General features: G+C 62.6%; 16 protein-coding genes. 7 read left to right on the forward strand and 9 right to left on the reverse strand.

The window, feature by feature from the left end; translation table 11 throughout:
* The first annotated feature begins 241 nt into the window (after positions 1 to 241).
* From AC2ETI_RS24680 to AC2ETI_RS24690, 3 genes are read left to right on the forward strand one after another with little or no spacing between them, the layout of a single operon-like run.
* Complete coding sequence (locus tag AC2ETI_RS24680; protein WP_141488212.1) at positions 242 to 1,435, forward strand: thiolase family protein; 1,194 nt, start codon at positions 242 to 244, stop codon at positions 1,433 to 1,435.
* A gap of 28 nt (positions 1,436 to 1,463) precedes the next feature.
* Positions 1,464 to 2,225, forward strand: coding sequence for a 3-hydroxyacyl-CoA dehydrogenase (locus tag AC2ETI_RS24685; protein ID WP_003942978.1), 762 nt, complete (start codon positions 1,464 to 1,466; stop codon positions 2,223 to 2,225).
* Positions 2,226 to 2,237: 12 nt separating this feature from the next.
* Positions 2,238 to 2,864 carry a TetR/AcrR family transcriptional regulator gene (locus tag AC2ETI_RS24690; protein WP_483634540.1) on the forward strand — a complete coding sequence of 209 codons (627 nt, stop codon included), beginning with the start codon at positions 2,238 to 2,240 and terminating at the stop codon, positions 2,862 to 2,864.
* A gap of 87 nt (positions 2,865 to 2,951) precedes the next feature.
* On the opposite strand, the gene AC2ETI_RS24695 is transcribed toward AC2ETI_RS24690, so the two are convergent.
* The gene (locus tag AC2ETI_RS24695) at positions 2,952 to 4,574 is read right to left on the reverse strand and encodes a long-chain fatty acid--CoA ligase (RefSeq protein ID WP_019745828.1); all 1,623 of its coding nucleotides are present in this window, start codon (positions 4,572 to 4,574) and stop codon (positions 2,952 to 2,954) included.
* A gap of 101 nt (positions 4,575 to 4,675) precedes the next feature.
* Positions 4,676 to 6,361 (reverse strand): dihydroxyacetone kinase family protein, encoded by a 1,686-nt coding sequence (locus AC2ETI_RS24700; protein ID WP_021345909.1) that lies wholly within the window; start codon positions 6,359 to 6,361, stop codon positions 4,676 to 4,678.
* 54 nt (positions 6,362 to 6,415) lie between these two features.
* Between AC2ETI_RS24700 and AC2ETI_RS24705 the strand changes: the two genes are divergently transcribed.
* Entirely contained in the window at positions 6,416 to 7,279 is an 864-nt protein-coding gene (locus tag AC2ETI_RS24705) for a patatin-like phospholipase family protein (RefSeq protein ID WP_283307916.1), read from the forward strand.
* Complete coding sequence (locus AC2ETI_RS24710) at positions 7,276 to 8,130, forward strand: LLM class flavin-dependent oxidoreductase (RefSeq protein WP_020971177.1); 855 nt, start codon at positions 7,276 to 7,278, stop codon at positions 8,128 to 8,130. The genes AC2ETI_RS24705 and AC2ETI_RS24710 overlap by 4 nt, the downstream gene beginning before the upstream one ends.
* Position 8,131: 1 nt before the next feature.
* Here the strand turns inward: AC2ETI_RS24710 and AC2ETI_RS24715 are convergent, their stop codons facing one another.
* Entirely contained in the window at positions 8,132 to 9,142 is a 1,011-nt protein-coding gene (locus AC2ETI_RS24715) for a threonine aldolase family protein (protein ID WP_021345907.1), read from the reverse strand.
* A 335-nt stretch (positions 9,143 to 9,477) separates the two neighbouring features.
* Between AC2ETI_RS24715 and AC2ETI_RS24720 the strand changes: the two genes are divergently transcribed.
* Positions 9,478 to 10,017, forward strand: a complete 540-nt coding sequence (locus tag AC2ETI_RS24720; protein WP_031333862.1) for an HNH endonuclease — start codon at positions 9,478 to 9,480, stop codon at positions 10,015 to 10,017.
* 19 nt (positions 10,018 to 10,036) lie between these two features.
* Positions 10,037 to 10,294 (forward strand): WhiB family transcriptional regulator, encoded by a 258-nt coding sequence (locus AC2ETI_RS24725; RefSeq protein WP_003943196.1) that lies wholly within the window; start codon positions 10,037 to 10,039, stop codon positions 10,292 to 10,294.
* Between the two features lie 4 nt (positions 10,295 to 10,298).
* On the opposite strand, the gene AC2ETI_RS24730 is transcribed toward AC2ETI_RS24725, so the two are convergent.
* From AC2ETI_RS24730 to AC2ETI_RS24755, 6 genes are all read right to left on the reverse strand, one after another.
* Positions 10,299 to 11,720, reverse strand: coding sequence for a DUF2252 domain-containing protein (locus AC2ETI_RS24730; protein WP_019745821.1), 1,422 nt, complete (start codon positions 11,718 to 11,720; stop codon positions 10,299 to 10,301).
* An 80-nt stretch (positions 11,721 to 11,800) separates the two neighbouring features.
* Entirely contained in the window at positions 11,801 to 12,124 is a 324-nt protein-coding gene (locus AC2ETI_RS24735) for a DUF6292 family protein (RefSeq protein ID WP_019745820.1), read from the reverse strand.
* 69 nt (positions 12,125 to 12,193) lie between these two features.
* Positions 12,194 to 13,474 carry an NAD(P)/FAD-dependent oxidoreductase gene (locus AC2ETI_RS24740; RefSeq protein WP_020971174.1) on the reverse strand — a complete coding sequence of 427 codons (1,281 nt, stop codon included), beginning with the start codon at positions 13,472 to 13,474 and terminating at the stop codon, positions 12,194 to 12,196.
* A 45-nt stretch (positions 13,475 to 13,519) separates the two neighbouring features.
* Entirely contained in the window at positions 13,520 to 14,071 is a 552-nt protein-coding gene (locus AC2ETI_RS24745; RefSeq protein WP_020909529.1) for an acyl-CoA thioesterase, read from the reverse strand.
* 56 nt (positions 14,072 to 14,127) lie between these two features.
* Entirely contained in the window at positions 14,128 to 14,931 is an 804-nt protein-coding gene (locus AC2ETI_RS24750) for a class I SAM-dependent methyltransferase (protein WP_483634541.1), read from the reverse strand.
* A complete protein-coding gene (locus tag AC2ETI_RS24755; RefSeq protein ID WP_046379500.1) occupies positions 14,928 to 15,584 on the reverse strand; it encodes a FadR/GntR family transcriptional regulator in 657 nt (218 codons plus the stop codon). The genes AC2ETI_RS24750 and AC2ETI_RS24755 overlap by 4 nt, the downstream gene beginning before the upstream one ends.
* Positions 15,585 to 15,597 lie beyond the last annotated feature (13 nt).

Here is a 15,597-nt window from a genome sequence, read left to right on the forward strand (position 1 = left end):
AAACCTATCATTCGAAAGTACTAATGAAGGGCGTGGGTCAGGGGTTCCTGATCGCCCAACTTTTCATCTGCCCACATCGGCTTCGAGTTCGGTAGCCCTCTCTTGACGGACGGTCCGACTCGGTGGTAATTGTTTAGCGAGCGCTAAGTCAGGGTGCTCTCACGATCTCGGTTCGGCATCCGGTGCCACGAACTCGGGTGCCGGACCGCCCCAGCAATGCACGTCCTCGAAGGGAACGAAGATGACCAAGGCAGTGATCGTCGATGTAGTCCGGATCGCGTCTGGCAAGGGAAAGCCGGGCGGAGCACTGTCCGGGACGCACCCTGTCGAACTGATGGCGCACGTTCTACGTTCCATCGTCGATCGAAACGGCCTCGACCCCGCCTTGGTGGACGACGTGATCGGCGGTTGCGTCGGCCAGGCCGGTGAGCAGGCGCTCAACATCACCCGCAGCGCGGTCCTGTCGGCAGGGTTCCCCGAGTCGGTACCCGCCACCACGATCGATCGCCAGTGCGGATCAAGTCAGCAAGCTGCGCACTTTGCGGCTCAAGGCGTGATCGCCGGGGCCTACGACATCGTTATCGCGGCAGGCGTCGAATCCATGAGTCGTGTCCCGATGGGTACCGCGACGATGGGGAAGGATGCTTCCGGTCCGGGCATCGCGGCTCGCTACCCCGAAGGCCTGGTCAATCAGGGCATCTCCGCGGAGTTGATCACCGCGAAGTGGAAGCTTGACCGCGAGGCTCTCGACGCATTCGCTGCGCAGTCCCACCAGCGGGCAGCAGAGGCAGCGGCGCAGGGGCTCTTCGACAAGGAGATTCTGCCGATCTCGGTGACCAACGCCGCCGGTGAGATCGTCTCGCATACCGTCGACGAGACGGTTCGCGCGTCTACTACCGCCGAGGGACTCGCCGGCTTGAAGCCGTCGTTCTACTCGGAGAAGTACGCGCAGCGCTTCCCCGAAGCGCAGTGGTCGATCACTCCCGGTAACTCGTCGCCGCTCACCGATGGCGCGTCCGCAGCACTGATCATGAGCGAAGAAATGGCGTCGAAGCTGGGGCTGACCCCGCGAGCTCGTTTCCATTCCTTCTCCGTTGCGGGCGACGACCCGATCTTCATGCTCACCGCACCCATCCCAGCCACCCACAAGGTGCTCGCTCGCGCGGGTTTGAGCATCGACGACATCGACACCTACGAGGTCAACGAAGCCTTCGCTCCCGTTCCACTCGCCTGGGCTCATGAGTTCGGCGCCGATCCGGCAAAGCTCAACCCGTGGGGCGGCGCGATTGCACTCGGCCATGCCCTGGGGTCCTCGGGTACTCGACTGTTGACCACGATGGTCAACCACCTCGAGGCCACCGGCGGACGCTACGGATTGCAGACCATGTGCGAGGGCGCCGGCATGGCCAACGCCACCATCATCGAACGCATCTGAAACACATAACCTTTCGAAAGGAACTCTCATGATCGTCAACGACAGCGTCGCCGTCGTCACCGGTGGAGCATCCGGCCTCGGCCTAGCTACGACCAAAGCCCTTCTTGCCGACGGTGCCAGCGTCGTCATCATCGACCTTCCGTCGTCCAACGGTGAAGCCATCGCCAAGGAACTTGGCGACCGGGTCCGCTTCGCGGCTGCAGACGTCACCGACGAGGCTGCGGTCACCGCGGCACTCGACGTGGCCGAGTCCCTCGGACCCCTGCGCGTGGCAGTCAACTGCGCCGGAATCGGCAACGCAGTCAAGACGGTCAGCAAGAAGGGTGCTTTCCCGCTCGACGCATTCAAGAAGGTCATCGACGTCAACCTGATCGGCACCTTCAACGTTCTTCGTCTTGCTGCGGAACGTATTTCGAAGACCGAACCCATCGACGGTGAACGCGGCGTCATCATCAACACCGCCTCCGTCGCAGCCTATGACGGTCAGATCGGGCAGGCTGCGTACTCCGCGTCGAAGGGTGGCGTCGTCGGTATGACGCTCCCCATCGCCCGTGACCTCGCGTCGCTGCTGATCCGCGTCAACACCATCGCTCCCGGCCTGTTCAAGACCCCGTTGCTGGCCGGACTGCCTGAAGCCGCTCAGGCGTCGCTGGGTCAGCAGGTGCCTCACCCCTCTCGCCTGGGCGATCCCAGCGAGTACGGCGCGCTTGCTGCGCATATCGTCTCCAACCCTATGCTCAACGGTGAGACGATCCGCCTCGACGGTGCAATCCGTATGGCACCGCGGTAATTTCGGCTATTCATGACTCGCGAGGTGGAGCCGGTGAATTCGGTGGCAGTGGACTGGAGGACTTTCCCGCCGCTGGTGATGACCGACATCCTGATGGCTTCGCTCGAGCTGTTCGACGAGAACGGTTACCACGGCACGACGGTGCGGCAGATTGCCAACCGTGTCGGGGTAACCGTTCCCGCGCTCTACTATCACCACGCGAACAAAGAGGCAGTCCTCGTCGCTCTGTTCGAGATCTCGATGAGTGAGCTGAATACCAGAACCGAAGCGGCAGAGGTGGAAGCCGGCGAAGATCCGGTACGACGCTTCGCCTTGGTGGTGGAGGCGATTGTTCTCTACATGACCCACCGGTCGCGGCATGCTGCGTTGGACACCGAGATTCGGCATGTCTCACCGGAAAGCCGAAGTCGATACGCCGCCAGTCGTAAGCGGCTCGAGTTGCTCATGCGCAGGATCGTCGACGACGGTGTGGCATCGGGAGATTTCGCGGTCACCGACACCGAAGAGACCGTCCGGGCCATACTCGGTATGGCGCAGTCACTGCCGCGTTGGTTCCAGACCGGCGGGCCGATGTCGCCGACGCAATTGGCGCAGAAGTACGTCGACATCGCTTTTCGCACGGTCGGTTATCGTCCGTAAAGTGCATTGCTCGTTAAACGAAGGTGGGCAACAGAGTGAAAACCTGTTGCCCACCTTCAGTATTCATGCTTCAGCATTCACTCCGTGTCAGAGGCGAGTGACTTCGAGTCCGCCTTCGTGGTAGTCGGCCCTCAGGCGCTTCTTGTCGAACTTGCCGACGCTCGTCTTCGGAACTTCCTGAACCACAGCCCAGTTCTCGGGGAGCTGCCACTTGGCGACCTTGTCCGAAAGATATTGCTGGAGTTCGGACATCGTGGTCTCGGAACCGGCGCGCAGAACAACCGCGACCAACGGGCGCTCGTCCCACTTCTCGTCCGGCACGCCGATGACGGCAGCTTCGGTGACGTCGGGGTGACCCATGACGGCATTCTCGAGGTCGACCGATGAGATCCATTCGCCGCCGGACTTGATGATGTCCTTGGAGCGGTCGGACAGGCTCAGGAAGCCGTCGGCCGTGATGGATCCGACGTCACCGGTCTTGAGCCAGCCGTCGTTGAACTTGTCTTCCGCATCGACGCCGTAGTACGACCCGGTGATCCAGGGGCCGCGCACTTCGAGCTCGCCGACGGAAACGCCGTCGTGTGCAACAACTTTGCCGTCATCGTCGATGAGACGTGCCTCGACGGATGCCGGGAAGCGGCCCTGAGAGTAGCGGTACTTCCACATCGCGTCGCCGGTGACACCGGCCGGCGGGCGGGCAACGGATCCGAGTGGGGAGGTTTCGGTCATGCCCCAGGCGTGCAGGACGGAGACGTTGTGGTCGGCTTCGAATGCGTGCATGAGGGCGGGCGGTACCGCGGAGCCGCCGATCAGAACCTCACGCATCGAGGAGATGTCCTGTGGGTTCTGCTCGAGGTAGAGGTGCAGGCCCTGCCAGATGGTGGGTACGGCCGCGGCGAACGTCGGCTTCTCGCTGGCGATGATCGCAGCCAACGGAGCAGGCTGGAGGAAGCGATCGGGCATGATCAGCGAGGCGCCGATCATGAACGCGGCGTAGGGAAGTCCCCACGACATGGCGTGGAACTGAGGCACTACGGCGAGTGCACGATCGCCCTGCGCGAGGTTGGGGCCGTCGCTCATGCAGACCTGCATGGAGTGCAGGTAGATCGAACGGTGGGAGTAGACGACGCCCTTGGGGTCGCCCGTGGTGCCGGACGTGTAACACATTGCGGCAGCGCTGAGTTCGTCGACCTCGGGCCAGTCGAACTCGGTTGGCTGATCGGCGATCAAGCCCTCGTATGTGTGAACCTGCACGCCCTCGGGAGCTTCGAGTCCCGCAGTGGAGGAACCGGTGACGATGATGTGCTTGACGGTTGTCAGCGACGGAAGCTGCGGAGAGAGAAGCGGAATCAGGGACGGATCGACGATGATCACGCGGTCCTCGGCGTGATTGGCGACGTGGATCAACTGCTCGGGGAACAGGCGAATGTTCAGCGTGTGGAGCACAGCACCCATCGAGGGGATCGTCAGGTACGCCTCGAGGTGCTCGGAGTTGTTCCACATGAACGTGGCGACTCGCTCGTCACCCTCGACACCGAGTCCGCGCAGGGCGTGCGCAAGCTGTGCGCAGCGCTTGCCGACGTCTGCGTATGACACACGGCGCGGGCCGGACTCGGTCCACGTGACAACCTCGGAAGCGCCGTGAACGGAGGCACCGTGGCGGAGAAGTTGAGCAATGGAGAGGGGGGCGTCTTGCATGGTGCTCAGCATGGGCTGCTCCTGTGTGGTGTGTGAGACCGGTGCTTTTGCCCACGGGCCCTCACAAACGATGTGCTGTGGCTGCCAGATTAGTCACAGCTGCGAAGTGCTCGCTAGTGACCCACTGCACTAGCGAAGAACCACGCTATGAGTAGCGCTCCCGGATCGACCACTCCGCGAGCGGCTTCGCCCACATAACTTGCACGTCCGCGGTTCGCGAGCATGGTTTCGGTCGACTCCGCGCCGGCCGCCGCCGCTGCCGCTGCGCTGGCCAGAGCGGCGTCCCGATCGGCTCCCGAGTTCACGGATTGCTCCAACGACTCGACCGCCGGAACTATCGCGTCGACCATCGTCTTGTCGCCGACGCGTGCGCCGCCGAGTGAGGTGATGTTGTCGAGCCCCGCCCGTGCTGCAGTCGCGATCGCACCGAGGTCGAGTTCGGAGTCCGCTGATTCTGCGGCGACGCGGAAGAAATGCCGGAACCAGATGCCGAACAACGCGCCGGACGTACCGCCGGCGTGACCGAGGTACGCCTGGGAGACTGCATCGAATATCGTTGCAGTGGAATAGGTGTCACGGATCGCCGAGATGTCGAGCTGATCCAGTGCGGCCACCATGTTGGTCCCGAAGTCGCCGTCTCCTGCTCGTCGGTCGAGATCGGTCAGGGCAGGTTCCTGCTCCAGTACCTTCGCGGCCCAGTCCGCAATCCAGCCGCCGACGAAGCTGCTTTCGGCAGTGCGTGAGGTGTCGGGTGTGAATGTGGGACCGAATGACTCACGCTTGCCCATGCCGCTGTACTCACGTGCCATAGCATTCGGCCAGGCGGGCGCTTTTGTTGGCGCGTCCCATAATTCGAGGATTTCTTTGTTTGTGCGAACAAGGGTGATGGATGCTCCGGCCATGTTCAATGCAGTGACGAACGTTCCGATCAGCGTCCGCTCGATGTGAATTCCCTGGTCGGCCAGATAATCTCCGAGTTCGGCGAACAGTAGTTGCAGCTCCATTGGGTGGGTGGCTCCCAGCCCGTTGACGACCGCAATGACGTGATCACCTTCGGCGAGACTCAGGGACTCGATGATCGGATCCGTCAGCCGTCGCACCAATTCCGGTGCGGGCAGGGCGTCCACGCGTTCTGTGCCGCGTTCGCCGTGGATTCCGATACCAAGTTCCATCTGCCCGTCCGGTAGGTCGAACGACGGCTCGTCAGCCCCCGGCAAGGTGCATGGGCGAAGAGCGACGGCCATGCTGCGAGCCGAGTGCGCGACGTGTTGTCCGATCCGGGTCACCTCGGCCAGGTCGTCACCGCGGGCGGCCGACGCGCCGCAGACCTTCTCCACCACGATCGTTGCCGCAGTGCCGCGTCGCCCCGGGCCGCTACCGTCTGCGCGTTCGGTCGCGACGTCGTCGTCGACCAAGACGACGTCCGTGTCGATCTTGTCCTCGCGGAGTAGTTCCCGTGCGATACCGAAATTCATCACGTCGCCGGTGTAGTTCTTCACGATGTGCAGGACGCCGCCACCGGCGTCGGCAGCTTTGGATCCTTCATGGATCTGCAGTGCGTTGGGTGAGCTGAAGATCAACCCGGGACAGACGGCCGTGAGCATTCCTTCGCCGATGAATCCGGCGTGCATGGGTTCGTGACCCGAGCCGCCGCCGGAGACGAGCGCGACTCGCCCGCGTGGAAGGGGCTGTGCACGAGTGAGGTATCCGGGATCGGGGTTCCACGCGATGTCGTCGGTGGATGCGATCAACCCGCGGAGTGCGTCGGGAACAAATGTCTTTGCGCTGCGCATGAACATCACTTCAGAGTAGGTCTAACGTCGACTTCGGGCACGGATCGTGATCGACGAGAGGTGGACGGCGTGAAATTGGGGTTGGTACTTGCCGGTGGCGGCGTTGCGGGAATCGCCTGGGAAACCGGTTTTCTGTTGGGCGTTCAGGACAAATCGCCGGACGCTGCCGCAGCGCTGCTGGCAGCGGACGTATTGATCGGCACTTCTGCAGGTTCCACCGTGACTGCTCAGATTGCGGGCGGCGCGACACTTCAGGAGCTTTTCGACGCACAAACGGCCGCTGCGACCGGTGAGATCGATCCGGAGGTAGATGTCGAGGTCCTCGGTCAGATGTTCGTCGACGCGATCGCGGGCTCCGCGGATCGGTCCGAACAACTTCGTGCGCTCGGCGAGGCAGCGATGGCCGCCGACACCGTCGAACCCGCCGTGCGTCGTGCGGTCATCGAGGCAAGGCTGCCCAATCGGTTGTGGCCCGAGCGGGAGTTGCGCATCCCGGCGATCAACGCACAAACCGGTGAGGTGAGGGTGTTCGGCAGTGCTGACGGCGTAGAACTGATCGACGCAGTCGGAGCAAGTTGCGCCGTACCAGGGGTGTGGCCGGTAGTCATGATCGAGGGCGACCGGTACATGGACGGCGGAATGGCAAGTGGCTCGAATGTTCATTTGGCTGCCGACTGCGATGTGGTCGTGGTTCTTTCACCTGCTGCCGATCCCGCCCCGAATCTGCTGGGCGGCAGCCTACGAGAGGAAATCGACGCGATGACGCAGTCACGGGTACTGGCGATCTTCGCCGACGACGCCGTCGTGGAAGCGATCGGAACCAACTCTCTCTCGCCGGCGACAAGGCGCCCGGCAGCCGAACTGGGACGCGAACAGGGTCGCCGAACAGCTGACGAGATCGCTGCGTTTCTGGTGACGGCATGAGCGCCGCACGGATTGCCGTGGTCCTGCGCCCGGAGCAATCCCCGGAAGATCTGGTTCGGCATGCGGGGTATGCCGACGAAGTCGGTATCGACGAGGTCTGGCTGTGGGAGGACTGCTTCTTCGGCGGAGGAATAGCCACTGCTGCAACTGTATTGGCCGAAACCACGCGCCTGGGAGTAGCGATCGGTGTGCTGCCGACTCCGATGCGCAACACCGCGATCACGGCGATGGAGATTTCGGCGCTGGCCAGAGTTCATCCGGATCGACTGCGGGTTGGCTTCGGTCACGGCGTTCAGAGTTGGATGCGGCAGATCGGCGCCAAGGTCGAATCGCCGTTGACCCTCCTCCGGGAGCAGTTCGGAGCACTCGAGCGATTACTGCGCGGTGAGTCGGTGACGGTATCCGGTCGATACGTGAATCTCACGGACGTCAAGCTGGCGTGGCCGCCCGAGAAGGTGCCGCAGTTGCTCGTCGGTGCCACGGGGCCAAAGACTTTGGCGCTCAGTGGTGAGTTGGCGCAGGGCACCGTGCTCTCGGGTGGGACGACCCCGGAAGGCGTTCGCCGGGCGATCGCTCATATCGGAGCGCAGGATCTCGAGGTGGTCGTTTACGTCATCTGTGCATTTGGTTCCAGCGGTCGTGAGCGCGCCCTTGCCGAGGCCGCAGCGTCAGGGTGCGAGTCGCCGGAGGAAGCGATTGCCGTGGGGACCGCGGCCGACGTTGCGGCCGCAGCAGTGCGATGGGTGGACGCGGGTGCAACCACCGTGGTACTCCAACCGACCGTTGACGAGCCGGACGTTCGCGAGTTCATTCGCCTTGTCGCGCAGGAGGTTCAACCGCTGATGGTGTAGCTCAGGCGGCTAGTCGGGACAGAACTTCGTCGATGTCGGCAGTGCTCACGTCTCGATGTGTCACGAACCGAACCTTCCCGGCGACGGTGACTGCACCGACGTCGACAGCGGCGAGCTGAGCAACGGTGGCCGACGGATCGGCTGTGGCGGCGAGAACGATGTTGGTTGCGGGTTCGTCGACAGCCCAACCGCGTTCACGAAGGCCCGACGCCAGGCGTTGCGCATTGTCGTGATCGTCGGACAGGCGAGCTTGTGAGCGAAGCGCGACGATGCCGGCTGCGGCAAGCACCCCGCCCTGACGAACGCCGCCGCCGAGCATCTTACGGATCCTTCGGGCTTCGGTGATCAATTCAGGTGATGCGGCCAGAATCGAGCCGACCGGCGCACCGAGTCCCTTGCTCAGGCACACCTGGACGGTATCGGCGCCGGAAGTCAATTCGGTGGGCGAAACATCGAGTGCAGCAGCGGCATTCCAGAGGCGGGCGCCGTCGAGGTGAATCTTCAAGCCGCGTGATCTCGCCGCGTCGACCAGTTTCGTCCACTCCGTCGGATTCATGACGGCGCCGCCGGCGAAATTGTGGGTGTTCTCGAGACAGAGCAGCGTGGTGTTCAACGTGAAGTACGGGCCGGGGGAGCCCGCCGCCTTCACGACGGTCTCGGGACTGGGACGTCCGGGTCCGCCGTCGTGCGGCAGCGCCATCGGCATTCCCTGTGCGAGCCAAGCAGCGGTGCCCAACTCTGACCCCAAGACGTGAGAGTGTTCCGGTGCGAGGAACTGATCGCCGCGGCGAAGGTGCAGCATCAGCGCAATCAGGTTGCCCATCGATCCGCTCGGTACCCACATGGCCGCCGGAAAGCCCAGAGTATGTGCGACCTCTTCCTCGAGCGCCGCCATGGTCGGGTCGTGATCGAGGACGTCGTCACCGACCTCGGCGTCAGCCATCGCCTTCCGCATCTCCGCATCAGGCTTGGTGACGGTGTCCGAGCGTAGGTCGATGTACGACGAAGTCATGGCTCATTCGATCAAGCCGCGTGTTCCGGCGTCAAACCGCGGCCTTTGCTGGACGGCTATTCCGGCCTGATAAATCAATATCGCTGAGGATGCCTTCCGTGTGATGATGGGCGCCGGCAATCGTCGGTGAAGAGAACAAGAAGTGGAAGGGGACAGGCATGCGCGACTCGAAGCAAGCGTTGCACCTGCGCGGGCACTCACCCCGCGGCATTTCCCTTCCTGCATTCGGGGAACAGAGTGGCGCTGGATATATGCCGTTCCCTGTTTCTTGTATTTGCTCCTGACCCGTCCTCGTGTCCAGGAGTTCCACTCCTCGACATGAACTGAGACGTCTCATGCGGAACCCGAACCGCGCATCTACCGCCGCTTCTCACAGCTGGATGAACCGGTCCGTCCGGGTACTCAACGCAACGTACGAGTACCTCGGTGAAGTGAGCGCCGATCGTGCGGTCGTCCTGATCGCCACCGGTTCTGCGCAGTCCACCGAAGACGTGATCCCGATATTTCCGGTGCGCTCCAAGCACGTCGAGATCCCACTGCCTCGGACGATCCTGCTTGCCGAGTACGTGTATGTCGCCCACCGGGTTACGGTCACCGATTCCAGCCGAGCGACCTTCGCCGGCATCTTCGACCGGGACGGTCGTCAATGTGCGTACTGCGCCGCCAGAGCAACGACCATCGACCACGTCCAGCCGCGAAGCCGCAACGGGCCCAATACGTGGGGGAATCTGGTGGCGTGCTGCAGTTCCTGCAATCAGCGCAAAGCGGATCGCACACCGGCTGAGGCCGGCATGCGGCTGCTGTGGGAACCGAAGGCACCTCGACGCATCGAGAAAGTGCAGCAGAAGATCTGGCGTGAATTGAGTCGGACGTGACGGTCGAAAGGAGTAAGTGATGTGCGCTGACGAAATCTCGAATCTGGCTGAGCTTCTGCCGATCTCGGACGACCGAACCTGGTGGCAGGCGGAATGTCGAGGAGACCCCGAGCCGGACCGCTGGTTTCCCTTCCCGTCCGAGGGATACGACTACGCGACCGACGTGTGCAACAGGTGCCCGATTGCGGAATCGTGTCGTGAATTCGCCTCTGCCACTGGTCAGACCGGAATCTGGGGTGGAGTGAAGTTCGAGCAGGGCAGGATCGTCGCGGCGTGAGGGATCAGATTCCCGGCTCCGCGGCGATCGTACCGGCCGATACCGCCCGGCACAGAGCGTCGTGGTCACGTTCGGTTTGATCGGCGTAGAGCCGAGCAAACCGAGTGAGGGCGGTGTCGACCGTGTCCGAGGTTCCCAGGTAACCGGAAATCAGTGACGCGCCACTGGTTCGTGCATGTCCCTTGGCCAGTAGGCGACCGCAGATCGCGACATAATCGGTCAAGGCTGCTGCATCGATATTGTTCAGGTCCACAGAACCTTTCATGTTCCGGAACTGACGGACGTAGTACTGGCGGTCGTCCACGGTGCACCACCCGAGCAGTGGATCGCTGACTGTCTGGAGAGCCTGCTGGTATTCCGCGACGCGTCGTCCTTGATGGTCGTGCCAGGCCGAGTCGCCGTGCACGAAGGGGGCAACGACGGATCGGCGAGCCTGCTTGAGCTGCAAGAAGATGACGTCGTCCGGGATGCTCCCTTCGCACAGGGCGACATACGCACGCAGAGCGACGCTTCCGACTCCGACAACCCGGTGCGCAACGTCGATGACGTTGTATCCCGAGACGACTCGGCGCCAGTGTGGTGCAAGGGTTTCGAGATACTCGTCCAGACCCTCCAGGAGGAAGTCGGTGTCCTGCGGCGTGAGTCGTGTTGTGAGCGGCGGGTTTTCGACCAACTGGCGCCGTCCGTGATCCTCGACAGTGAACCGAGGAACCGCGTGATCGCTCGTACGCCGTCGTGCCCGCTCCGCGGCGCGGCGGATCTCGGCCAGCAACCCGGGATCAGTGACGTGGTCGGTCAGTCCGTCGAGATCGACCCGGTCGAAGGAGCGATCGAACAGTGGACGCTCGGAAAGCTTTGCCAAGTGGAGGCGATATGCGGACACACACGAGGTTGTCGCTGTTTCGCATTGAGCTTCGGTGAGACCGTTCTGCCGCCCGGCCACCCAGATGCTCGCAGCCAACCTTCTCAGGTCCCATTCCCAGGGGCCCGGATGTGCTTCGTCGAAATCGTTGAGGTCTATGACAAGTTCACGTTCCGGGGACCCGTAGAACCCGAAGTTTCCGACGTGCGCATCCCCGCAGATGACGGGAGTGATGCCGGTGGACGGGAGCTGCGCCATGTCCTCTGCCATCAAGCCGGCGGTACCGCGCAGGAAACCGTACGGTGAAGCGACCATGCGTCCCACACGAATCGGAACCAACCAGTCGAGTCTTCCCTCGTGTGCCGTGTTGACCTGATCGACCGGATCGCGTCGGTTGGGCGGGGGCGTCCAATCACCGAGCGACGATCGTGCTACTCGCTTGCGCAGGCCCTTCCCGATTTTGCGACGCTCACTGCGGGGCGTCTGACGCGCCCGCAAAGTCGCCCTGCCGTCCGGTTCGTTCTCGAGAGCCAGCTGACCGGCAGGCCTGTTCACCGGGTCCATGTCGGGCTCTCTTTCGTCGGGCGTGCGAAACTCGCGCTCGATCTTATGCCCGCTTGATTGCGCGCCGCGCGACGAGTTCCTTAACTACCCGCCTGGGCAATCAACTCGACAGCGCGGTCGGCGCACAGTTCCGGGTCCGGCATTCTCCCGATACCGAGGCATTCGACAACGGCGAACGACGTATCCGGTGTCGTTTCCACGCCGAGCGCCCACCCGAAGTAGTGATTCCAGGCGAGTACGGCTCGGTGGCCACTGTGCTGCGGAATCTCGCTGCCCAGAACGAGTACTGCGTCGAACGCGGGGCCGTCGCACCAGATGACCGATTCGGCGAAGGTGGAGCTGGCGACGGCGACTACGTACCTGTGACAAGTCGATTCACTCGGAATGGCGATGTGTGCACGCATGGTCGCTCCTCCGGCTCGGTTGCGATCGGAGGGTTCCCCGTTGCCGGCGCCGAAAAAACGCTTGGCAGATTACGTCCCGGCCACAGATCTACGACGCAGACGGTGTCTGAGATGTTTTTGTGCTGCCCGCGCGACCGAGCGAGTCGAGAGATACTGCTCGGCGGGTATCAACCGGGAACCGAACAAGTAGAACCTTTGGGCTTCGTCGTGGTCATGTGTGGCCGCGGAGATGAGCAGACGTTCGATCGCGGTGAACTTTCGCCCACCGGCGTAACCGCTCATGTAATCGATGTGTTTCGTCATACTCGCTCTGGCACTGCGGTATTCGGCCAAGGCAGCGTTCACGTTCCGATGCGAGTCGAGTGTGTGTGACGTCGTCTCCGTCAGCATTTGGGCGGTCGCGTCGACCAGCATCTGAGCGGTCTCCAGTGCCCACGAGCATCCGATGCCCCATAACGGGTCGTTGGTTGCCGCGGCATCGCCGATGAGTGCGAACCCGTTACCTACCGGGTCGGTGAGGATTGTGGAGAAGTGTTTGGTACCAACGATCTTCCCGACGATGTGCTCTCGGCGAACTGGCGGAGCGCCGGGTAATGCGTTGGCGTACGCGAGGAAAGCAGTAGACAGGTCGTCAGTGAACGGGCCGAGCTTGTCGAGGGCAGGGAAGACGACCAGCACGCTGATTCCGCCGTCGTTGGGGAGTAGATAGGCGACGTCGGGATCCATGAACCACGACAATGAAGATTCTCCGTCGGGTCGTTCGAGTCCGGAGAGTTGAGCGAAGTAGCTGAAGCGCCCGTTGGACGCACTCACCGAGTCGCAACGCGCGGATCGTGCGACGGTCGAATCCTTGCCGTCTGCTCCGACGGTCAATCGTGCTTCGACAGTGAAGGCCGAACCCTGTTCGGTGCCGTAGACGCCTGCAGTAGTGCCGTTCTTGGTCAGTAGTCCGGAAACACGATGTCCGAGAAGAAGGTCGACGTTCTGGTAGTCGTTCGCGAGTTGGCGCAGGAGGGGGTCGAGAGTTTCCCTTCGGACGTTGAATCCAGGCGGCGGTGAGTTCTCTGCAGCATCAGGGGTGATCATTCCCCACGGGGTCCAGAATTTCGGAACGGTTTCCACCATTCCCAGGGCGAGCAGTTTTTCCGTGGCGCCGAGTCGTTGCAAGATCGGGGCACCGCAGGGTTGTAGGTGGTGAGTGCACAGGACTTTGTGCGCCCGGATGTCGGAGCGAGCGTCGAGAAGCGCTATCCGCAGACCTTGCTGGGCGTACATGATTGCGGCCGCGCATCCTGCGATGCTCGCGCCGACAATCACAACGTCATAGTTTTCCCGTGCCTTCGAAGTCACTCGATCAGTTTAATGCATAAGGTTATAACTTAAATTTGACTGGATTTAGTCATCGTGTTCGGGCGTTAAGTCCCGAACTGCAGCCCGGATGGACTGTTCACGAAGCTCGTTCTCTCTGCGCAGTTCACGACGCCGACGACCGGCCTCGAATCGCTGCCTCGCGATTGTTCCGGTCGGCCGGAGTTGGGGTACCTCGGCCGGTTTTCCGTCGCTGCCCATTGCGACCATCGTGAAGTAGCAACTATTGGTGTGTCGAGATTTTCCGAGAAGAATGTCTTCGGTTTCGACGCGTATTCCGATTTCCATCGAGGTGCGCCCGGTGTAATTGACGGAAGCGCTGAACGTGACGAGTTCTCCGACATGCACCGGTTCGCGGAACACCACGCGATCCACCGACAGGGTCACGACGTACGTCTGGGCGTATCGACTCGCGCACGCATAGGCGACCTGGTCGAGAAACTTCAGAATCGTTCCGCCGTGAACGTTGCCCGAAAAATTGGACATGTCCGGCGTCATGAGGACGGTCATGGACAACGTTTGTTTCGATGCTTGCTGCGATGCTTGCTTCAATTCGGGCAGGGAGTTCGATTCGGACATCGAGCGGGCCTCTTCGGGTCGGTGGACGGTGAAGAGACCGTATCCGGCAAAGAGGGTTACCCGCGCGTTCGGAAGAACGCGGTGTCAGAGTTCGGGACAGTGCCAACGTGGAGGACGTATTCGCTGGTGGCGACGGGGCCTGTCGCACTCGACCTGAGATAGGGCTCGAGCGTCGAGCGGAGGTGCGCTGACATCGAAGCCCAATTCCCCGTGCTTCGAACGGCCTCGCGAAAGTTCTTCAACGCCGGTGCCTGGTCGCACAGTTCCTCGACGGGATCCGATCCGGCTGGTAGTTCCCACTCGAGCAGGTGGGAGGCCGAGCTCACCGACTCCAATCCGGCTGCCGCCTTCTCGAATTCGCTCGAGCTCGACCATGTCGTCGGTAGTGGTGTGATGCCATTCCATGCCGAGGCGGCCTCCCGGCGGAGTGCTGCTGCCCACCCGTTCTCCGACCACGTTGCGACGCAGATCTTTCCGCCTGGCCGGGTCACCCGCATCATCTCTGCGAGGGCAATCGAGGGGTCGGGGCAGAAGATGATCCCGAAGATGCTGACGCAGGCGTCGGCACTCGAATTCGGCCAGGGTAAAGACTGCGCATCGCCGATCGTGAAGGTGGGTTGGGTAGTGGCGGGGTGGGGAATCCAGCGTTCGCGTGCGACCTCGAGCTGGCTGGCGGAGAGGTCGAGTGCGTGGACCGTCATGCCTGACTGAGCTGCCGGGAGCGCAAAGTTCCCGGTTCCGGCGCAGACGTCGTACACCGTGCTCACATGCCCGATCGAGCGCAGTGCCTCCGTCGATGCCGGTGAGAGTTGCTCGGCAAGAGGCGAATACGTCGTACCGTTCCAGTTTCCCTGATTCACGCCAAGCTCCTTTCGACTGCATCGATGACCGTATCGAGCGCTGCGCCCGCCGCGCGCGCTGCTTCGTCGGGGTTGCGTTCCTCGATGGCTGCGATCAAGGGTCGGTGCTCGTCGACGTGGAAACCTGGACCGACACTGACTGCGGACAGCGAATCCGTCACGGCGGCAAGGACTCCCCGGTAGACGTCGATCAGTGCGGAATTGTGGGACGCCTCGACGATCGAAAGGTGCAGGGCCATGCCGGCTTCGACAGTGAAGCCGCCGACGTGACCGGGGTGGGCATTCCAGGCTGCATGTATCCGCGCGAGATCTTCGGGGGTGTGGCGCTGCGCTGCAAGTCGCGCGGCTTCGACCTCGAGTCCGCGTCGCAGGCTCAGTACGTCGAGAACGTCACCTCTGGCGAGCCTGCGCCCGAGTAGTCCTTCGACCGGCGACGCCGCCATGACGTACACGCCGCCACCGTGACGAACGGACAGAACTCCGGCGTGTGCAAGCGCCCGTACCGCTTCGCGCATGGTGTTTCGGGCGACTCCCAAATCCTCGACCAGTGCGGTCTCCGGCGGGAGTTTTGATCCGACGGGCCATCGGCCGGTCGATATCGCCTCCTCGATCGCCGCAGCGACGATGTCTACCTTGCGTCCGGAATCGGACATGTGTGCCACCTCG

This window comes from Rhodococcus sp. MurmanLake-1, assembly GCF_056945715.1.